21 protein-coding genes are annotated in these 14,613 nt (G+C 71.8%); 8 read left to right on the top strand and 13 right to left on the bottom strand.

All coding sequences use genetic code 11. The annotated features are described in order from the left end of the window. Window positions 1-38: 38 nt before the first annotated feature. Window positions 39-275 (top strand): zinc ribbon domain-containing protein, encoded by a 237-nt coding sequence (locus IEX91_RS09085; RefSeq protein WP_188878484.1) that lies wholly within the window; start codon window positions 39-41, stop codon window positions 273-275. A 12-nt stretch (window positions 276-287) separates the two neighbouring features. Here the strand turns inward: IEX91_RS09085 and IEX91_RS09080 are convergent, their stop codons facing one another. Genes IEX91_RS09080 through dapA form a run of 6 tightly spaced genes read right to left on the bottom strand, consistent with a single transcriptional unit; the run spans window position 288 to window position 5,916 of the window. Beyond that, window positions 288-1,361, bottom strand: a complete 1,074-nt coding sequence (locus IEX91_RS09080; protein ID WP_188878483.1) for a M20 family metallopeptidase — start codon at window positions 1,359-1,361, stop codon at window positions 288-290. Beyond that, a complete protein-coding gene (dapF, locus tag IEX91_RS09075; RefSeq protein ID WP_188878482.1) occupies window positions 1,358-2,155 on the bottom strand; it encodes a diaminopimelate epimerase in 798 nt (265 codons plus the stop codon). Before dapF ends, IEX91_RS09080 begins: the two co-directional genes overlap by 4 nt. After that, complete coding sequence (gene lysA / locus IEX91_RS09070) at window positions 2,152-3,414, bottom strand: diaminopimelate decarboxylase (protein WP_188878481.1); 1,263 nt, start codon at window positions 3,412-3,414, stop codon at window positions 2,152-2,154. The genes dapF and lysA overlap by 4 nt, the downstream gene beginning before the upstream one ends. Then, window positions 3,411-4,259 carry a 2,3,4,5-tetrahydropyridine-2,6-dicarboxylate N-succinyltransferase gene (locus tag IEX91_RS09065; RefSeq protein ID WP_188878479.1) on the bottom strand — a complete coding sequence of 283 codons (849 nt, stop codon included), beginning with the start codon at window positions 4,257-4,259 and terminating at the stop codon, window positions 3,411-3,413. The genes lysA and IEX91_RS09065 overlap by 4 nt, the downstream gene beginning before the upstream one ends. Beyond that, window positions 4,256-5,026: a 4-hydroxy-tetrahydrodipicolinate reductase gene (gene dapB / locus IEX91_RS09060; protein ID WP_188878478.1), complete on the bottom strand. Its 771-nt coding sequence runs from the start codon at window positions 5,024-5,026 to the stop codon at window positions 4,256-4,258. The genes IEX91_RS09065 and dapB overlap by 4 nt, the downstream gene beginning before the upstream one ends. After that, window positions 5,023-5,916 (bottom strand): 4-hydroxy-tetrahydrodipicolinate synthase, encoded by an 894-nt coding sequence (dapA, locus tag IEX91_RS09055; RefSeq protein ID WP_188878476.1) that lies wholly within the window; start codon window positions 5,914-5,916, stop codon window positions 5,023-5,025. The genes dapB and dapA overlap by 4 nt, the downstream gene beginning before the upstream one ends. Window positions 5,917-6,191: 275 nt before the next feature. Here dapA and IEX91_RS09050 point away from each other — a divergent pair, with 275 nt between their 5' ends. Next, window positions 6,192-6,833: a metallophosphoesterase family protein gene (locus IEX91_RS09050; RefSeq protein ID WP_188878475.1), complete on the top strand. Its 642-nt coding sequence runs from the start codon at window positions 6,192-6,194 to the stop codon at window positions 6,831-6,833. 116 nt (window positions 6,834-6,949) lie between these two features. Further along, window positions 6,950-7,447 carry a LabA-like NYN domain-containing protein gene (locus tag IEX91_RS09045; RefSeq protein WP_188878474.1) on the top strand — a complete coding sequence of 166 codons (498 nt, stop codon included), beginning with the start codon at window positions 6,950-6,952 and terminating at the stop codon, window positions 7,445-7,447. Here the strand turns inward: IEX91_RS09045 and IEX91_RS09040 are convergent. Beyond that, window positions 7,444-7,626, bottom strand: a complete 183-nt coding sequence (locus IEX91_RS09040; protein WP_188878473.1) for a hypothetical protein — start codon at window positions 7,624-7,626, stop codon at window positions 7,444-7,446. The two genes, IEX91_RS09045 and IEX91_RS09040, sit on opposite strands and share 4 nt — an antisense overlap. A gap of 86 nt (window positions 7,627-7,712) precedes the next feature. Here IEX91_RS09040 and IEX91_RS09035 point away from each other — a divergent pair, with 86 nt between their 5' ends. From IEX91_RS09035 to IEX91_RS09025, 3 genes are all read left to right on the top strand, one after another. Then, a complete protein-coding gene (locus IEX91_RS09035; RefSeq protein WP_188878472.1) occupies window positions 7,713-8,186 on the top strand; it encodes a PUA domain-containing protein in 474 nt (157 codons plus the stop codon). A gap of 112 nt (window positions 8,187-8,298) precedes the next feature. Further along, a complete protein-coding gene (locus tag IEX91_RS09030; protein ID WP_188878471.1) occupies window positions 8,299-8,685 on the top strand; it encodes a nascent polypeptide-associated complex protein in 387 nt (128 codons plus the stop codon). Further along, entirely contained in the window at window positions 8,682-9,407 is a 726-nt protein-coding gene (locus tag IEX91_RS09025; protein ID WP_188878470.1) for a tRNA (adenine-N1)-methyltransferase, read from the top strand. The genes IEX91_RS09030 and IEX91_RS09025 overlap by 4 nt, the downstream gene beginning before the upstream one ends. 237 nt (window positions 9,408-9,644) lie before the next feature. Here the strand turns inward: IEX91_RS09025 and IEX91_RS09020 are convergent, their stop codons facing one another. The 3 genes from IEX91_RS09020 to IEX91_RS09010 all read right to left on the bottom strand — a co-directional run bounded on the left by IEX91_RS09020 (window position 9,645) and on the right by IEX91_RS09010 (window position 11,121). Next, a complete protein-coding gene (locus IEX91_RS09020) occupies window positions 9,645-9,959 on the bottom strand; it encodes a transcription factor S (RefSeq protein WP_188878469.1) in 315 nt (104 codons plus the stop codon). Between the two features lie 49 nt (window positions 9,960-10,008). Beyond that, window positions 10,009-10,266, bottom strand: coding sequence for a DUF5789 family protein (locus IEX91_RS09015; protein ID WP_188878467.1), 258 nt, complete (start codon window positions 10,264-10,266; stop codon window positions 10,009-10,011). A gap of 81 nt (window positions 10,267-10,347) precedes the next feature. Continuing rightward, window positions 10,348-11,121: an enoyl-CoA hydratase/isomerase family protein gene (locus IEX91_RS09010; protein WP_188878466.1), complete on the bottom strand. Its 774-nt coding sequence runs from the start codon at window positions 11,119-11,121 to the stop codon at window positions 10,348-10,350. Window positions 11,122-11,226: 105 nt separating this feature from the next. Between IEX91_RS09010 and IEX91_RS09005 the strand changes: the two genes are divergently transcribed. Continuing rightward, a complete protein-coding gene (locus IEX91_RS09005) occupies window positions 11,227-11,724 on the top strand; it encodes a DUF5797 family protein (protein WP_188878465.1) in 498 nt (165 codons plus the stop codon). On the opposite strand, the gene IEX91_RS09000 is transcribed toward IEX91_RS09005, so the two are convergent. From IEX91_RS09000 to IEX91_RS08990, 3 genes are all read right to left on the bottom strand, one after another. Continuing rightward, window positions 11,711-12,481 (bottom strand): hypothetical protein, encoded by a 771-nt coding sequence (locus tag IEX91_RS09000; RefSeq protein WP_188878464.1) that lies wholly within the window; start codon window positions 12,479-12,481, stop codon window positions 11,711-11,713. The genes IEX91_RS09005 and IEX91_RS09000 overlap by 14 nt on opposite strands. Before the next feature lie 101 nt (window positions 12,482-12,582). Beyond that, entirely contained in the window at window positions 12,583-13,665 is a 1,083-nt protein-coding gene (locus IEX91_RS08995; RefSeq protein WP_188878463.1) for a DUF5787 family protein, read from the bottom strand. 1 nt (window position 13,666) lies between these two features. Further along, window positions 13,667-14,092, bottom strand: a complete 426-nt coding sequence (locus IEX91_RS08990; protein WP_188878461.1) for a bis(5'-nucleosyl)-tetraphosphatase — start codon at window positions 14,090-14,092, stop codon at window positions 13,667-13,669. Window positions 14,093-14,216: 124 nt separating this feature from the next. Here IEX91_RS08990 and IEX91_RS08985 point away from each other — a divergent pair, with 124 nt between their 5' ends. Then, window positions 14,217-14,549, top strand: coding sequence for an uS10/mL48 family ribosomal protein (locus IEX91_RS08985; protein WP_188878460.1), 333 nt, complete (start codon window positions 14,217-14,219; stop codon window positions 14,547-14,549). Window positions 14,550-14,613: the final 64 nt, after the last annotated feature.

Raw genomic sequence — 14,613 nt, 5'->3', positions numbered from 1 at the left:
CAAGGCTTTTACCGTCGGCGGACGCACTCCCGGCCGCGATGTCCGACCCTGAGACCTCCCCGAGCGGTACCGACGACGACTACGGCTGTCCGAAGTGCGGCCACGACGAGGCCGCCACCGGCTCGATCTCCACCACCGGCTCCGGGCTCTCCAAGCTGTTCGACGTGCAGACGAACCGCTTCGGGACCGTCACCTGCGAGAACTGCGGCTACACGGAGCTGTACCGGGACGTCGGGAACAGGGGCAGCGACGTCGTCGACGTCTTCTTCGGCTGAGTGAGTCGCCGGTCAGCCGAGTAGCGCCCCGAGCGCGTCGGTGACGATCCGTGCGCCCGTCTCGACCTCGCGGAGGTCGACGTACTCGCGCTCCGCGTGCGCGACCGCGCCCTCCTCGTCCGCGAGCGAGCCCGGCCCGAAGACGACCGTCGGCGCGTCGCGCGCGAAGTACGAGGCTTCGGTCGCCGCGCCGAACGGCCGCGGATCGCCCGCGCCCGCCCCACAGAGCGCGCGTACCACGTCGGCGTCGCGCGGCGTGGCGAACGCCTCCAGGAACGGCGTCGTCCGGGCTTGGGGATCGACCGCCACGTCGACGTCCGCCGGGACGGCCGCGCGCAGGTGCTCGCGCAGGCCGGCGAAGAAGCCGTCCGCCGTCTCCGGCGGCACGGAACGCCGGTCGATCACGAACGAGCAGTCCGCGGGGATCTGGTTCGTCGCCGCCCCGCCCTCGATGGTCGTCGCCGTCAGCGTCGGCGCGCCCAGCGACGGATGACCGTCGGGACCGCGCTCGGCGTCGAACGTTTCGAGCGCTCGGAGCGCCGCCGCCGCGCCCTGGATCGCGGAGACGCCGGAGTCGGGTTCGGCGGCGTGCGCCGCCGTGCCGGCGCACGTCACCGTCCCCTGGAACCGGCCGCGCGCGGACGTACAGACGTCGAGCTCGGTCGGCTCGCCGACGACGTAACAGTCCGCATCGAGGGCGAGGTGGTGTGCGCCCGTCGAGTCCGTCTCCTCGTCCGGCGTCACCGCGAGCGTCAGCGTCCCGCGCGCGGGATCGGCGTCGAGGAACGCCGAGAGCAGGACCGCCAGCGGTCCCTTCGCGTCGCACGATCCGCGACCGCGCAGGACGTCGCCGTCGCGCGTCGGTCGGACGTGCGGGGGCACCGTGTCGACGTGCGTGTTCAACACGACGTGCGGGCCCTCGCGGGCGCCCGACTTCCGGGCGAGCGTGTTGCCCGCGTCGTCCACGCGCGCCTCGACGCCCGCGTCAGCGAGTTCCTCGACGAGCAACGCGCGCATCGCGTCGACGTCCTCGTGTGAGGGGACTTCGACGGCGCGTTCGAGGAAGGCGACTGGATCGACGCTCACGCGTCCGACACCTCGCCGGTCAGCGTGCGCTCGGTCGGGCCGCGCAGCGTCGTCGTCCCGTCCTCGCGCAGGCCGATCGCGAGGTCGCCGCCCGGTGGCGACACCGTCACCTCGCCCGTCTCCGGGATCGACCCGAGACGGGCGGCGACGGCGGCGATGGCGACCGCGCCCGTCCCGCAGGCCTGCGTTTCGCTCTCGACGCCGCGCTCGTAGGTGCGCTGATCGAAGCCGCCGCCCGCCCGGGCCGCCGCGAGGTTCACGTTCGCGCCCTCCGGGAAGACCTCATGGTGGCGGATCGGCGGGGCCACCTCGGCGAGCTCGACGCTACGCACGTCATCGACGAACGCGACGGCGTGCGGGACGCCCGTGTTCACCGCCGTCACGTCGTACCCGTCGAGTTCCTCGTCGACGAGCGCGGCCTCGCGGGCGAGCGGGACGTCGGCGGGGGCGAACGACGGCGTCCCCATCTCGACCGTGACGACGTCGCCCTCGACCGTGCAGCGCCGCGGGCCGGCGCCCGTCTCCAGGGTGAGAACGTCGCGGCCGGTGCGCTCGCTCACCCACTTCGCCGCACACCGCGCGCCGTTGCCGCACATCGCCGCGCGCGAGCCGTCGGGTTGGACGAGCGTCATCGTCGCGCGCGCGCCGCCGTCCTCGATCCCGAGGAACAGCGTGCCGTCGACATCGAGCGACCGACAGAGGTCGGTGCCGAACGCCGTCTTCTCGGGCGCCTCGTCGGCGTCGACGATCGCGAATGCGTTGCCGGTGCCGTGGTACACGTCGTAGCTGGTCATGGGTCTCGGTAGGTGCGTGCCGTGGCCTCGGCGTGCGTCACGTCCGCGAGCGTCTCGCGTCGCCGGGCGAGTTCGGGATCGCCGCCGTCGAGGGCGACGACCGCCGGCCGCGGACGCGAGTTGTACTGCGAGGCCATCTCGACGCCGTACGCGCCCGCGTTCCCGACGGCGAGCAGGTCGCCGCGCTCGGGCGCGGGGAGCTCGCGCGCTTCGCCGAGGACGTCCGTGCTCTCACAGACGGGCCCGACGACCGAAACTTCCTCGGTCGGTCTGGACTCGACGAGCGAGCGGATCGGGTGGTACGAGCCGTACATCGCGGGGCGGACGAGCGCCGTCATCCCCGCGTCCGCGCCGGCGATGGTGGTGCCGGCGACGCGCTTCACGGTGTTCACCTCGGTGAGGAGGACGCCCGCGTCCGCGACGAGGTAGCGCCCGGGTTCGACCGTCAGCGTCGCGTCCACGCCGCCGAGGGCGTCTCGCGTGCGCGCGCCGACGCGTTCGAGGTCGAGCGCGTCCTCGTCCTCTCGGTACGGGACGCCGAAGCCGCCGCCGACGTCCACGAACTCGAAGTCGCGGCCGCTCTCGCGCGCCACGTCCGCGAGCGTCGAGACGACGCGCTCGTGCTCGTCGAGTTGGTCGTTCGTGATGCCGCTGCCCGCGTGCGCGTGGAGGCCGACGACGTCGAAGCCGTGGTCGGTCGCGGCATCGAGGGCCGCGACGGCCTCGTCGGCGGGCACGCCGAACTTCGCGTCCTTCCCGGTCGAGACGGACTCGCTGTGGCCCGCGCCGACGCCCGGGTGGACGCGGAGGCAAAAGCGCCCCGCGAAGCCGCGCTCGGCGAGGCGGTCGATGGTGTCGCGCGCGCCGGCGGTGACCGTGAGACCGGGGCGTTCCGCGGCGACCCGACAGGCGTAGTCGAGGTCCTCGGCGGGGGGGTTGACGGCCGTGTAGTGGACGTCCGCGGGGCCGAAGCCGGCGTCGAGGGCGCGGGCGAGCTCGCCCGCGCTCGCGCACTCCGCGCCCGCCCCGGCGTCACGGAGCGTCCGCAGGACGTGGGCGCCCGCGTTGGCCTTCACCGCGAACAGCACCTCGGCGTCCGGGAACGCCGCGGCGAGGCGCGCGTAGTTCGCGCGGACCCGTTCGAGGTCGTCGACGTAGAGCGGCGTGCCGTACGCGTCGGCGAGGTCGGCCAGCGCGTCGGCGTCCCACGCCGAGAGCCGGCGGACGGCCGGGCCCGCCGCGTCTCCGTCCCCGCTCACTCCCGGAGCGCCTCCTCGCGCTGGCTGGCTTCGAGCGTGCTCGCTTCGAGATCGGTGGCGACGACGGCGGGCTTGTACGCGCCGCCGTCGAAGAGGTCGTGCTCGCCGATGGAGGACTCGACGAAGCGCGTGAACGCCCGGCGCTCCGGCGGGAGGTGGCCGTAGATGACCTCCTCGTCGACGAGGTCGTAGACGGGAATGCGCGGTGTGAGTAGGGTGTTCTCCCCGACGACGGAGTTCTCCCCGACGACGAAGCCGGAGGTGACGCGACAGCCGGCTCCCAGCGAGACGCCGTCCTCGACGACGACGGGCGCGTCCTCAACCGGTTCGAGGACGCCGCCGATGAGCGTGTTCGCGCCGAGCTTCACGTCGTCGCCGATCTGTGCGCAGGACCCCACGGTGTCGCAGGAGTCGACGAGCGTGCCGTCGCCGACGTGCGCGCCGATGTTCACGAACGCCGGGGACATCAGGATCGCATCACTGCCGACGTACGCGCCGCGTCGGATCGTCGTGCCGTCCGGCGTGTTCCGCGTGCCGCGCTCGCCGAGGTCCGCGGTGTCGCGCAGCGGCAGGACGTCGTGGTAGGTGACGCCGCCGTACTCGCGGGCCTCGGTCTCCCGGAGCGAGAAGTTCAGCAGGACGCCGCGCTTCACCCACTCGACGGCCTCCCACTCGCCCGCGTCCTTCTCCGCGGCGCGAACCTCGCCCGCTTCGAGCGCGTCGAGGAAGGTGTCGATCGTGTCCGCGTCCGCCGGATCGAGATCCGCGGGCCCGAGGCCGTCGGTCTGCACGCGTTCCCAGAGGTCCTCCACGTCCGCTTCGAGCGCGTCGTAGCTTCGGCTCACAGTTGGGTGGCGATTGTCTCGAAGCGGTAATAGTCCGCCGGTTGCTCGGCGAGCCACGCCGCCGCGTCCAGCGCGCCCTCCGCGAAGACGCTCCGGGAGCCCGCGCGGTGCGTCAGTTCGAGGCTCTCGTGGTTCCCCGCGAGGAGCACCTCGTGCTCGCCGGTCACGTCGCCCGCGCGGCGCGCATGGACGCCGATCTCGCCCGCCTCTCGGGGCGCCTCGCCCTCGCGGCCGTGGACGCGCTCGCTCGCGCCCTCGCGGGCGCCCTCGATTCGGTCGAGGAGTATCTTCGCGGTGCCCGAGGGCGCGTCGCGCTTCCCGTTGTGGTGCGTTTCGAGCAGTTCGACGTCGTACTCGGGGAGGTCCGTCACCGCGCTCTCGACGGCGTCGAGGAGCGCCTGCACGCCCCGCGAGAAGTTCGCGCCGACGAGGATCGGGACCGCGGTGCCCGCTTCCTCCAGCGCCGCGACGTCGGCCTCGGAGAACCCCGTGGTGCCCGTGACGAGCGGGACGCCGTACGTCGCACACGCGCCCGCGTACGCCACGGTCGCCTCCGGGCCGGTGAAGTCGACGACGGCGTCCGGGCGCTCCTCGTCGAGGAGCGCCTCGAACTCCGCGCTCGGACGGACGGGGACGCCCTCGACGTGCTCGCCGTCCGCGTCGCGGTTCACCGCGAACGCGACGTCGAGGCCGCGCTCGCGCGCGAGCGCGAGGACGGTCTGGCCCATCCGGCCGGTCGCGCCCGTGACGGCGAGCCGCGGCGTCATCGCTCGCCCTCCAAGTCGTCGCGGAGCGCCTCGAGCGTCGCGCGGGTCTCCGGCGTCGCGCGGGAGAGCGGATCGCGCAGTTCGGCGGGGCCGTACCCCCAGACGTCCATCGCCTCCTTCACCGGGATCGGGTTCGTCTCGTCGAAGAGCGCGCGGAAGAGCGGGCCGAGGGCGTGGTGGCGCTCGCGGGCGAGCGCGTACTCGCCGTCGAGGGCGTCGTCGACGAGCGCCGCCGTGCGCTCCGGGACGACGTTCGCGGCGACGCTGATGACGCCCGTCGCGCCGATGGCGAGCAGCGGGAGCGTCATCCCGTCGTCGCCCGAGAGCACCGCGAACTCCTCGTCGCGCGTTCGCTCGATGACCTCCGAAACGAGCCCGACGTCGCCGCTCGCGGCCTTGTAGCCGACGATGTTCTCGTGCTCGGCGAGCGCGACCGTCGTGTCCACGTCGACGGACCGCCCCGTCCGCGAGGGGACGTTGTAGACGATCTGCGGCAGGTCGACCGCGTCGGCGATCCGGCGGTAGTGGCGTTCCATCCCGGACGGCTCGGGCCTGTTGTAGTACGGCGAGATGAGCAACAGGGCGTCCGCGCCGGCGTCCGCGACCCGGCGGGAGAGCGAGACGGCCTCGTGGGTCGAGTTCGACCCCGCGCCCGCGATCACGGGGACGTCGACGGCGTCGACGACGGTGTCGACGACATCGACGTGTTCGTCGTGGGTCAGCGTCGCGGACTCGCCGGTCGAGCCCGCGGGGACGAGGCCGTCGACGCCGGCGGCTTCCAAGCGTCGGGCGTCGGCGGCGAGCTGCTCGTGATCGATGCGGTCGGGGTCGTCCTCGAACGGCGTCGTCATCGCGACGAACGTGCCGGTCGTCGGTGGCGTGTGGGACATGTGTGTGGTGTAGAGTGACTGCGGGTGGGAGTAAAACGATACGCGGTTCCGACCGCGGTAGCCCGAGACGGGACGCTACGCCCGCAGCGAGCCGGTTCCGGTTCGCGCGCGTTTAGCGACGCGCGGGAGAACGCCGTCGCTCACGGCGGTCGGCGACCGCGCGAGCGCGTGCGTTCCGGTCATACAGTCGTGTAACGGGCGCTGTTATAAGATTCTGTCGCCGCGTCGCGCGACTGGCGAGGATTTATGCCGGCGCGGCCGACACCACCGGGACGATGCTCGTCCTCGGCGACGCTCACGCGACCGACCCCGCCCGCAAGCGGGCGCTCTTCGCCGCCTACCGCGCCGCCGACGAGTCCGTCGCCGTCCAGTGCGGCGATCTCGAATACTACGACCTCCCCGTGCGCACGTATTTCGTCGCGGGCAACAACGAGGACTTCGACGTCATCGACGCGCTCCGTCACGGCCGCGTCCGCTCGCGCGACGTCGAGAACGCCCGCCTGCTCGCCAGCGACGCCGTCGACGTCGAGGGCGTTCGCGTCGCGGGCCTCTCGGGGAACTACGCGCCGACGCAGTACGACAAACCCCGCTCCGCGCTCGTCGGCGAGCGCCGCCGCCACTTCGTCCGCGCGGACGTCGAACGCGCGAAAGCCCTCGACGACGTCGACGTCCTCCTCACTCACCAGGCCCCCCACGGGACGCCCGTGATGGAGGAGTACGACGTCGGCTGTCGGCACGTCGACGACCTCGTCACGGCGCTCTCGCCCGACCTCTGCCTCGTCGGCCACCACCACGAGCACACCGAGTCGACGCTCGGCGACACCCGCGTCGTCACCGTCGACCCCGTCTGGGAGTCCTACTACGCCCTCGACCCCGAGACGCTCGCTCTGACGCGCCACGAGACGCCAGAGGCCTGAGGTGCGCGGTCCGCGGTCGAGTGAGAGTGGGTGCGTCGCCGACGTGCCCGCGGTCGCTCGCGTCCACGCCCGTGCGTAGCCTCTTTACGACAGACCGGCGAAGCGGACGCCAACAGATGGCCGAGATCCACCCCGCACAGCGCGTCGCCGTCCTCGCGGACGCGCAGAACCTCTATCACTCCTCTCACAGCCTCTACTCGCAGAACGTCGACTACTCGGGCCTGCTCGACGCCGCCGTCGACGGCCGCGAGCTCGTCCGCGCTATCGCCTACGTCATCCGCGCGGACTCCCCACAGGAGGAATCGTTCTTCGAGGCGCTACGCGACATCGGCTTCGAGGCGAAGATAAAGGAGATCAAGACGTTCGGGGACGGGTCGAAGAAGGCCGACTGGGACGTCGGCATCAGCCTCGACGCCGTCACGCTCGCGGAGAAGGTCGACGCCGTCGCGCTCTGCACGGGCGACGGGGATTTCTCGCGGCTCTGCCACCACCTCCGTCACGAAGGCGTCCGCGTCGAGGTGTTCGGGTTCCGCTCGTCGACCGCCGACGAACTCATCGACGCCGCCGACGACTTCACGGACTTGGCGGATCTGTCCGAAACGGTACTGCTCTAAACGGAGCGCCCGTCGCCGGCCGTACCGACGAGGAGCGCGCCCGCCGCGAGTCCGACGGACGCGATCGCGCCGGCCCCGAGCGTCATCGGACCCACGGTCTTCATCGTCAGCGTCGTCCACAACAGCAACGCCACCGCGGCCACGAGGATCGGGAGTCCCGCGAGCGTCTTCGTTTCCATCGTACTCTCGGTTTGGGTCGCCCAGCACATAAGCCCACCTCTCCCGTCCGAAGGGTACATCCCGCCGTCGCGCGGAGGTGTCCCGCATGGAGGATTCGGAACGACGGACCCTGCGGACGATCGCGGATTACCAGTTCCGCGCGGGCGCGGGCGAGGCGCTGTTCCCCGACGGGGAGGCGTACGACGTCGACCGCTCGAAGTCCGGGCGCCCCCGGCAGGTCTCGACGCGCGAGGGCGAACGCCTCGTCTCCCTCGGGACCGACGGGCGCTTCACGCTCGGACTCGCCGGCGGCGAGCGCCTGCACGACGCACTCAGCGCGCCCGCGTGCCGCGTCGTCGTCGGCGACGAGAGCGAGCCGTTCGTCCGCGAGGGGAAGAACGTCTTCGCCAAGTTCGTCACGGACGTCGACCCCGAGGGCCGCGCCGGCGACGAGGTCGTCGTCGTCCACGAAGGCGGCTCCCCGATCGCCGTCGGCCGCCTCGAACTCGACGCCGACGCCGTCCGCGACTTCGATACCGGGATGGCGGTCAAGATCCGGGAGGGCGCGGGCACGCAGTAGGCGGTGCGTCCCGGTGAGTCCGACCGGCCGTGACGGCCCGACGGCGACCGTACACCGCCGGACGCGCCCGCGACCCGCAGTGCTTTTGCCCCGGGCGGCCGGAGAGACGGACATGTTCGGAGGAGGCGGCGGGATGAACCCCCGGAAGATGCAGCAGATGATGGAACAGATGGGAATCGACGTCACCGAGATCGACGCCGAGGAGGTCGTCATCACGACGGCCGACGGGCGCGAGCTCGTCTTCACTGACGCCGACGTCACGCAGATGGACGCCCGCGGGCAGGAGACCTACCAGATCCTCGGGCAGCCGGAGGAGCGCGAGGCCACCGCGGCCGTCGAATCCGGCGACGCTGACGACGCCGACGCCGGCGAGCCCGAGATTCCCGACTCGGACGTCGAGATCGTCGTCCAGCGGACGGGCGCGAGCGAGGAGGAGGCCCGCGCGGCCCTGAAGGGCGCCGACGGCGACCTCGCGACCGCGATCGCCACGCTGGAGTGAGGGCGTTCCTCCTCGTCCGGGACGACCGCGAGTTCCTCTGTCACCCCGACGAGGAGCTCCACACCGACCTCGGCGTCGTCGAGACCCCCGCGGACCCCGAACCGGGACAGGTCGTCGAGACGCATCTCGGCGAGCCGTTCACCGTCCGCTCGCTGCGCGGCCCCGACCTCTTCGATCACCTCGAACGAACGGGCGCGCCGATGATGCCGAAGGACATCGGCGTCGTCGTCGGCGAGACGGGCGCGGCCGCGGACGACCGCGTCCTCGACGCGGGCACCGGAACGGGCGTCCTCGCCGCCTACCTCGGCCGCCTCGGTGCGGACGTCCTCACCTTCGAGGCCCGCGAGGAGTTCGCGGAGGTCGCGCGCGAGAACATGACGCTCGCGGGCGTCGAGGAGAGGGTCGAAGTCCGCGCCGGTGACGTCACCGAGGAGTTTGCCGACCTCGGGACGTTCGACCTCGTGACGCTCGACACCGCGGACGCCCCCGAGGTCGTCGCCCGCCTCCACGACCACCTCGTTTCCGGGGGGTTCGTCGCCGTCTACTCGCCGTTCGTCGAGAACGCCCGCGCGAGCCACGAGGCCGCCGTCGACGCGGGCCTCACCGGCGTCGACACGATCGAGACGATCCAGCGCGCGATGGACTTCGACGAGCGGGGGTCCAGACCGAGCACCCGCGGCGTCGGCCACACGGGCTACCTCACGTTCGCGCGAAAACCGTAGGCGCAGGCCGGCGCGTCGCCGTGCGGAGCGCGGGCGATAGAGGTCCACGATCGTGTCGCTGTGGTACGCTGTCGATCGGTCCGCAATCGCGTGGCCGTGCGAGCCACGATCGCGGTACCGTCGCGGTGTCGCCTCCGCACTCACCGAGCGACGGGACCGCTCGGGCGCCGCTCGTGGCGATCGTTACGAGCGCGAACCGCGAAGCGAATCCCCCGCGGGAGAGCCCCCGATCTTAGGTTAGTTGTCGTCTTCGCGCCAGCGGTGCTCGCACTCCGTACAGATGAAAAAGCGCGTCTCGGACTCGTCGGCGCTGCGGATCTGCTGCATGTAGTAGTAGGCCCGATCGTTGCCACACTCCGGACAGAAGGTCTTCGTGGAGGGGAGCCCGCGGTCCTCGGCGTCCGAGACGTCGACGATCTCCGACTCCTCTTGGCCCTCGGTGACCGTGTACTGGGCGGCGTCGCCCTTCGGCTGCTCGTGACCGCAGGACGTACAGACCCAGAAGTCGTCCTCCGCCCGCATCATCGAACCGCACTCGTCGCAGAATTCCATGCTACCCCCGTAGCTGACCCGCCCACATAAGCCTCCGTGTTCGGCGCCGTCAGCCCTCGCCCTCCGACTGACCCGGCTCCCCGACGGCCTCCGTCGGGAGGTTGTTGCGGATCGAGATGGCGAGCGACGCGGGATCATCGAACACCTCCTCCTGAATGCGCTCGACGACGTCCGCGGCGGGCTCCTCGCCGTCCGCGTAGACAAGCACGAGCCCCGTCACCTCCTCGACCGCGTTCTGTTTGCTGAGCGGGTACGGGAGCCCGTCGAGGGCGTCTTCGAGGTCCTTGAGCTTCACGCGTTCTGTCATGGCTTCAGGTACCGCTGGCCGCTCCTTAACTGTTTGTCGCGGGCCGCCGTTCGTTCTTCGCGGCGACGAAGCCGCCGCGCGCTACTCGAACACCGGTTCTCGCTCCCCCAAGAACGCCGCCATCCCCTCGCGTTGGTCGTGCGTACCGAACAGCGAGGCCCACGTGCGCCGTTCGAAGTCGAGGCCCGCGCCGAGGTCCGTCTCGTGACTCTTCGTGATCGCTTCCTTCGCGGCGGCGAGCGCGAACTGCGGGCGCGCGGCGAGGTCGGCGGCGAGGTCCGCGACGTACTCGCCGAGCTCGTCGTGCGCGACGAGGTCACCGACGAGGCCGAGGTCGTACGCGTCCTGCCCGTCGATCCGGTCGCCGAAGTAGATGAGCCGACGGGCCGTCTCGTCACCGACGAGTCGGGGGAGGCGTTGGGTCCCGCCCCACCCGGGGACGATCCCGAGGTCGGTCTCGGTCTGCCCGAGGACGGCGCTCTCCGCGGCGACGCGCAGGTCACAGGCGAGCGCGAGTTCGAGGCCGCCGCCGAGCGCGTAGCCCCCGATCGCCGCGATGACGGGCGCGGGGAAGGTCTCGATCGCCCGCGTGACGTCGTGGCCGAGGTCGGCGTACGCGTGGGCCTCCGCGGGGCCGTACTCCGCCATCTCGGCGATGTCCGCCCCGGCGGCGAAGGCGTCGTCGCCCGCGCCCGTGAGGACGAGCGCGCGAGCGTCGGCGGCCTCGGCGTCCGCGAGCGCACCGAGGAGGGCGTCGAGCGTCGCGCTATCGAGCGCGTTCAGTCGGTCCGGGCGGTCGATCGTGATCGTCGCGACGCCCGCGTCGTCGACGTCGAGCCGAACGGGATCGCTCATGGTGGCACGGACGGGGAGGTGGCCCATAACGATGGGGGCGAGATGAGCCGGGACGGCGATTCCGGAGGGGAAACGGCGAAATAGGGCCGCCGAATACGCGGGACCATGACCCTCTCGGAGGAGGCGGCCGAACGCCTCGCGGACATCGTGGAGCTCCAGCCGACGAAGAACAAGGCCCTCCAGGAGCGCTGGGGGATGGAGTCGGGGAGCGAGGTCCACCAGTACCTCGAATCGGAGCTGAAAGAGTACTACTACCGCGACGAGAACAGCCTCATCCGCGCGACGGCGGAGGCGCGAGCCACCGTCACCGGCGAGGAACCCGACTCCTTCGAGGTCCACATGACGGACTTCGAGCGACTCGTGTTCGGCGTCGCACCGGGCCCGGCGGAGGAGTCCGCAAGCGTCGTCAGCGTCCTCCACCGCCTCCGCGAGGCCCACGGCGACGACCTCGCGAACGACGACGGCGAGGAGCCGAGCGCGAAGGACGTTCGGCGCGCCCTCCAGTCGCTCAAGCGAAAGGGCGTCGTCGAGCTCATCTACCGGACCGTTCCGACGTTCCGCCTCGCCGTCGAGCGCGACGCCGTCGAGGTCAGCGGCGACTGACCGCGTAGGCGTAACCGAGCGACTCCGCGAGGTCCGACAGCGCCGCCAGCACCGCCTCGGTCGTCGACGCGTCGCCCGTCGGCACCGTCCCGGGCGGCTCGCTCGCGACCACGTCGTAGACGCGCCCGAGCGCCCGCTGAATCGGGTCGCGTGCCGTCGCCGTCATCGAGCGCCACTCGCAGTCGACGCCGCGGCCGCCGCGGGCCGTCTCGGCCGCGGCGAGGCGGTCGAGCGAGTGGGCGCGCCAGTCGCCGTCGCGCGTCGCGTACCGCAGCGACGTCGGCGTCAGCTCGTAGGCGGTCTCGTTCACGCGCCACGTGAGCAGCGGGCCCGCGGGGTACAGCGCCACGCCGTCGATCGCCGAGAGCGCGGTCCGCACGGCGTCGCGGTACGCGGGCGCGTCGGCGGCGTACACCTCGCGGACGTGGAATTCGTGTGGGACCGAGTGGTACAGCGGTGTCTCGCCGTCGCGGACGAACACCGCCCCGACGTCGAACGCGCGCCAGTTCAGCGGGTCGTCGCCGTCGATCGGGTCGCCGAGCGCCCGTAACGCGGTCTCGGCGTCGTCGGGGAGCGTCCCGATCCGTTCCTCGCCGCCGTCCAGCGCGCGCTCGCCGGCCGAGGCCGGTGCGAGCGAGCGGAACGCCCGCCCGGCCGTCGGCGCGTGGGCGTAGGTCGTCCGGGCTCGCGGCGACGTGGACGTGCGTCCCCCGCTCGGCGGCGGCCTCGACGACGGCGTTCTCGGCGGCGAACGCACTCCCGTTCCGCACGCCCGGACCGTGGGAGAGGCGGTGGCTCGGCTCGGCGTCGTCGTGCGGTGCGCGGAGCGCCATACCCGCCTCCTTCGCCCCCCGCTCACTACTTGGTATCGGCGCTCCGGTCGCCGAGTCCCGGGCGGTGACGCCGGCGTCGCTCGGCGAGCAGGCGTTTCACCGCGGACCCCGGGCCGCCCTCGATCGGCCACCCGCGCTGTCGCCAGCCGGGCGGTTCGGGGGCGAACTCGGCACACGAGCCCGAACACTCCGCGGCGGTCTGCTCGCGGTCCTTCGCGTGGCAGTACGGGACGTGGCCGTCGCCGGCACGGCGTAGATCGAACGCGCGGCAGTCCGGACGCATCGTATCGGCGTACGCGCGCCACCCGCGGCCGTAGGCGCGCTCGGCGATCCGGGCCCGCGTCTCGCGCTTCTCCGCGGGCGCGACGTACTCGAAGGTCGTCGGGTCGCCGTGGTCCGTGACGCGGACCCCGGACGCGTCCGGATCGAGCGCGCGGGGGTGCCACGCGACGTCAGCGTCGATCGCGGGGGCGCGCGTCGCTCCTGGAAGCCGTCCGTCCGTTCGGCCGCCGCCCGCGTCGTCCGTCGCCTCGACCGTCAAGACGCCCGCGGCGCTCGGCATCTCCGTGACGAGCGCGCGCGTGCGATCGGCGCGGGTGGCGACCCACACCTCGTCGGCGAGGCCGAGCGCGACGTCGCGTTCGAGCTGATTCGCGAGGGCGCGCGCGGCGGACGCGTCGAGGTCGGGTTTGTTCTCGATCGCGACGACCCGTCGCACCCAGTCGGGATACGGCGCGATCCGGCGGATCTCGATCCGATTCGAGCGTTTGCGCTCTTCGAGGACGCCGCGGGCGCTCGCGCGGTGGATCGCCTCCCGGACGTAGCGCCACGGGTAGCCCGGATCGGGGAGCGCGTCGCGGTAGTACGTCCAGTCGGCGGGCGCGTACCGGACGACGTCGAGGAGGTCGGCGTCGAGCTCGTCGGGACCGAAGGCGGCGCGCGCGCGCAGTCCCGCGGGGTCGGCTTCGACGAGCACGGTGTCCCAGCGCCGCCGCTGAGTGCCGAGTTGGCGCGCGACGAGAACGCGGCTGTCGGGATCGGCGGGCGTCCAGTGTCGCTCCGCCCACGCGCAGACGCGAAGTTCGAAGCCGAACTCCGCGCCGCCCATCTCAGAGGTCCGCCTCGTCGAGGAACTCGTGGGCGTCCTCGAGGATGTCGCGGGGGCCGTCCTGCGTGATCGTGTTCAGTGCCTGTTCGTAGTCGCGCCATTGGAGGTCCGAGTGCTCGTTCGAGAGCTCGGCGGAGGCCTCGAAGGATTTGGCGATGAAGAGGTGGACCGTCTTGTGGATGCGGTCCCCGTTCGCCTCGAAGACGTAATCGTAGTCGTCGCGAAAGCCGTCGATGAGACGGAAATCGCCGATCCCGGCCTCCTCCTTCACCTCCCGGATGGCGGTCTGTTGGAGTTCTTCGTCCCCCTCCACGCCGCCTTTGGGGAATTCCCAGTCCCCGGGGCGGCTCTTGAGAAGGAGGTACTCGCGCCGGCCCCGGGTGTCCCGGAACAGGATGGCACCGGCGCTCGTTGCTTCAACCGTCATTGTGTCCATTAAATCGGCGGCGGATTAAGAGAATGTCGGAGACTACCGGGGAGACGGGCGCGGCGAACAACCGCGCCGTTTTTGAGGGTGGACGTTGTTGCGTACGGTTACGCGCACCCCAGCCATGACTTTCGTCACAAGCCTCACTCTGGAGAGCGGGGACCGAGCGGCCCTCGACGGCGTCGTCGAGGACATCCGCGACACGGTCCGCCGCAAGGGTGCGGAGCTCAAAGGCCCGCACTCGGAATCGCCGACCCAACACTTCGTCCCGCAGTACAAGCGACTCGACGGCGAGCGCGACACGTTCGAGGCGTGGAGCTACACGGTGTATCGACGCCGCGTCGAGATCCGCGGTGCCGACGAGCTCGCACGAGACATCATGTCCTGGGACTTCCCGAACAGCGTCCACGTCACCGCCGACATCGAACGCGTCCAGCACGTCGGCTCCCCGGCTTGACATCCTCCCCGCGCTGAAGCGCGAGGATTCCCGACCGCCGTTGGGATATTGTGGTCTACGGCGT

Source organism: Halarchaeum nitratireducens, assembly GCF_014647155.1.
Classification (GTDB): Archaea; Halobacteriota; Halobacteria; order Halobacteriales; family Halobacteriaceae; genus Halarchaeum; species Halarchaeum nitratireducens.
This window is presented reverse-complemented; position numbering and strand designations above follow the sequence as displayed.

Bases quoted from the DNA above. Each gene is read 5' to 3' on its own strand.
- IEX91_RS09085 (WP_188878484.1), top strand. From the start codon at position 39: ATGTCCGACCCTGAGACCTCCCCGAGCGGTACCGACGACGACTACGGC.
- dapF (WP_188878482.1), bottom strand. From the start codon at position 2,155: ATGACCAGCTACGACGTGTACCACGGCACCGGCAACGCATTCGCGATC.
- dapB (WP_188878478.1), bottom strand. From the start codon at position 5,026: ATGACGCCGCGGCTCGCCGTCACGGGCGCGACCGGCCGGATGGGCCAG.
- dapA (WP_188878476.1), bottom strand. From the start codon at position 5,916: ATGTCCCACACGCCACCGACGACCGGCACGTTCGTCGCGATGACGACG.
- IEX91_RS09050 (WP_188878475.1), top strand. From the start codon at position 6,192: ATGCTCGTCCTCGGCGACGCTCACGCGACCGACCCCGCCCGCAAGCGG.
- IEX91_RS09045 (WP_188878474.1), top strand. From the start codon at position 6,950: ATGGCCGAGATCCACCCCGCACAGCGCGTCGCCGTCCTCGCGGACGCG.
- IEX91_RS09040 (WP_188878473.1), bottom strand. From the start codon at position 7,626: ATGGAAACGAAGACGCTCGCGGGACTCCCGATCCTCGTGGCCGCGGTG.
- IEX91_RS09035 (WP_188878472.1), top strand. From the start codon at position 7,713: ATGGAGGATTCGGAACGACGGACCCTGCGGACGATCGCGGATTACCAG.
- IEX91_RS09030 (WP_188878471.1), top strand. From the start codon at position 8,299: ATGTTCGGAGGAGGCGGCGGGATGAACCCCCGGAAGATGCAGCAGATG.
- IEX91_RS09020 (WP_188878469.1), bottom strand. From the start codon at position 9,959: ATGGAATTCTGCGACGAGTGCGGTTCGATGATGCGGGCGGAGGACGAC.
- IEX91_RS09015 (WP_188878467.1), bottom strand. From the start codon at position 10,266: ATGACAGAACGCGTGAAGCTCAAGGACCTCGAAGACGCCCTCGACGGG.
- IEX91_RS09010 (WP_188878466.1), bottom strand. From the start codon at position 11,121: ATGAGCGATCCCGTTCGGCTCGACGTCGACGACGCGGGCGTCGCGACG.
- IEX91_RS09005 (WP_188878465.1), top strand. From the start codon at position 11,227: ATGACCCTCTCGGAGGAGGCGGCCGAACGCCTCGCGGACATCGTGGAG.
- IEX91_RS08995 (WP_188878463.1), bottom strand. From the start codon at position 13,665: ATGGGCGGCGCGGAGTTCGGCTTCGAACTTCGCGTCTGCGCGTGGGCG.
- IEX91_RS08990 (WP_188878461.1), bottom strand. From the start codon at position 14,092: ATGACGGTTGAAGCAACGAGCGCCGGTGCCATCCTGTTCCGGGACACC.
- IEX91_RS08985 (WP_188878460.1), top strand. From the start codon at position 14,217: ATGACTTTCGTCACAAGCCTCACTCTGGAGAGCGGGGACCGAGCGGCC.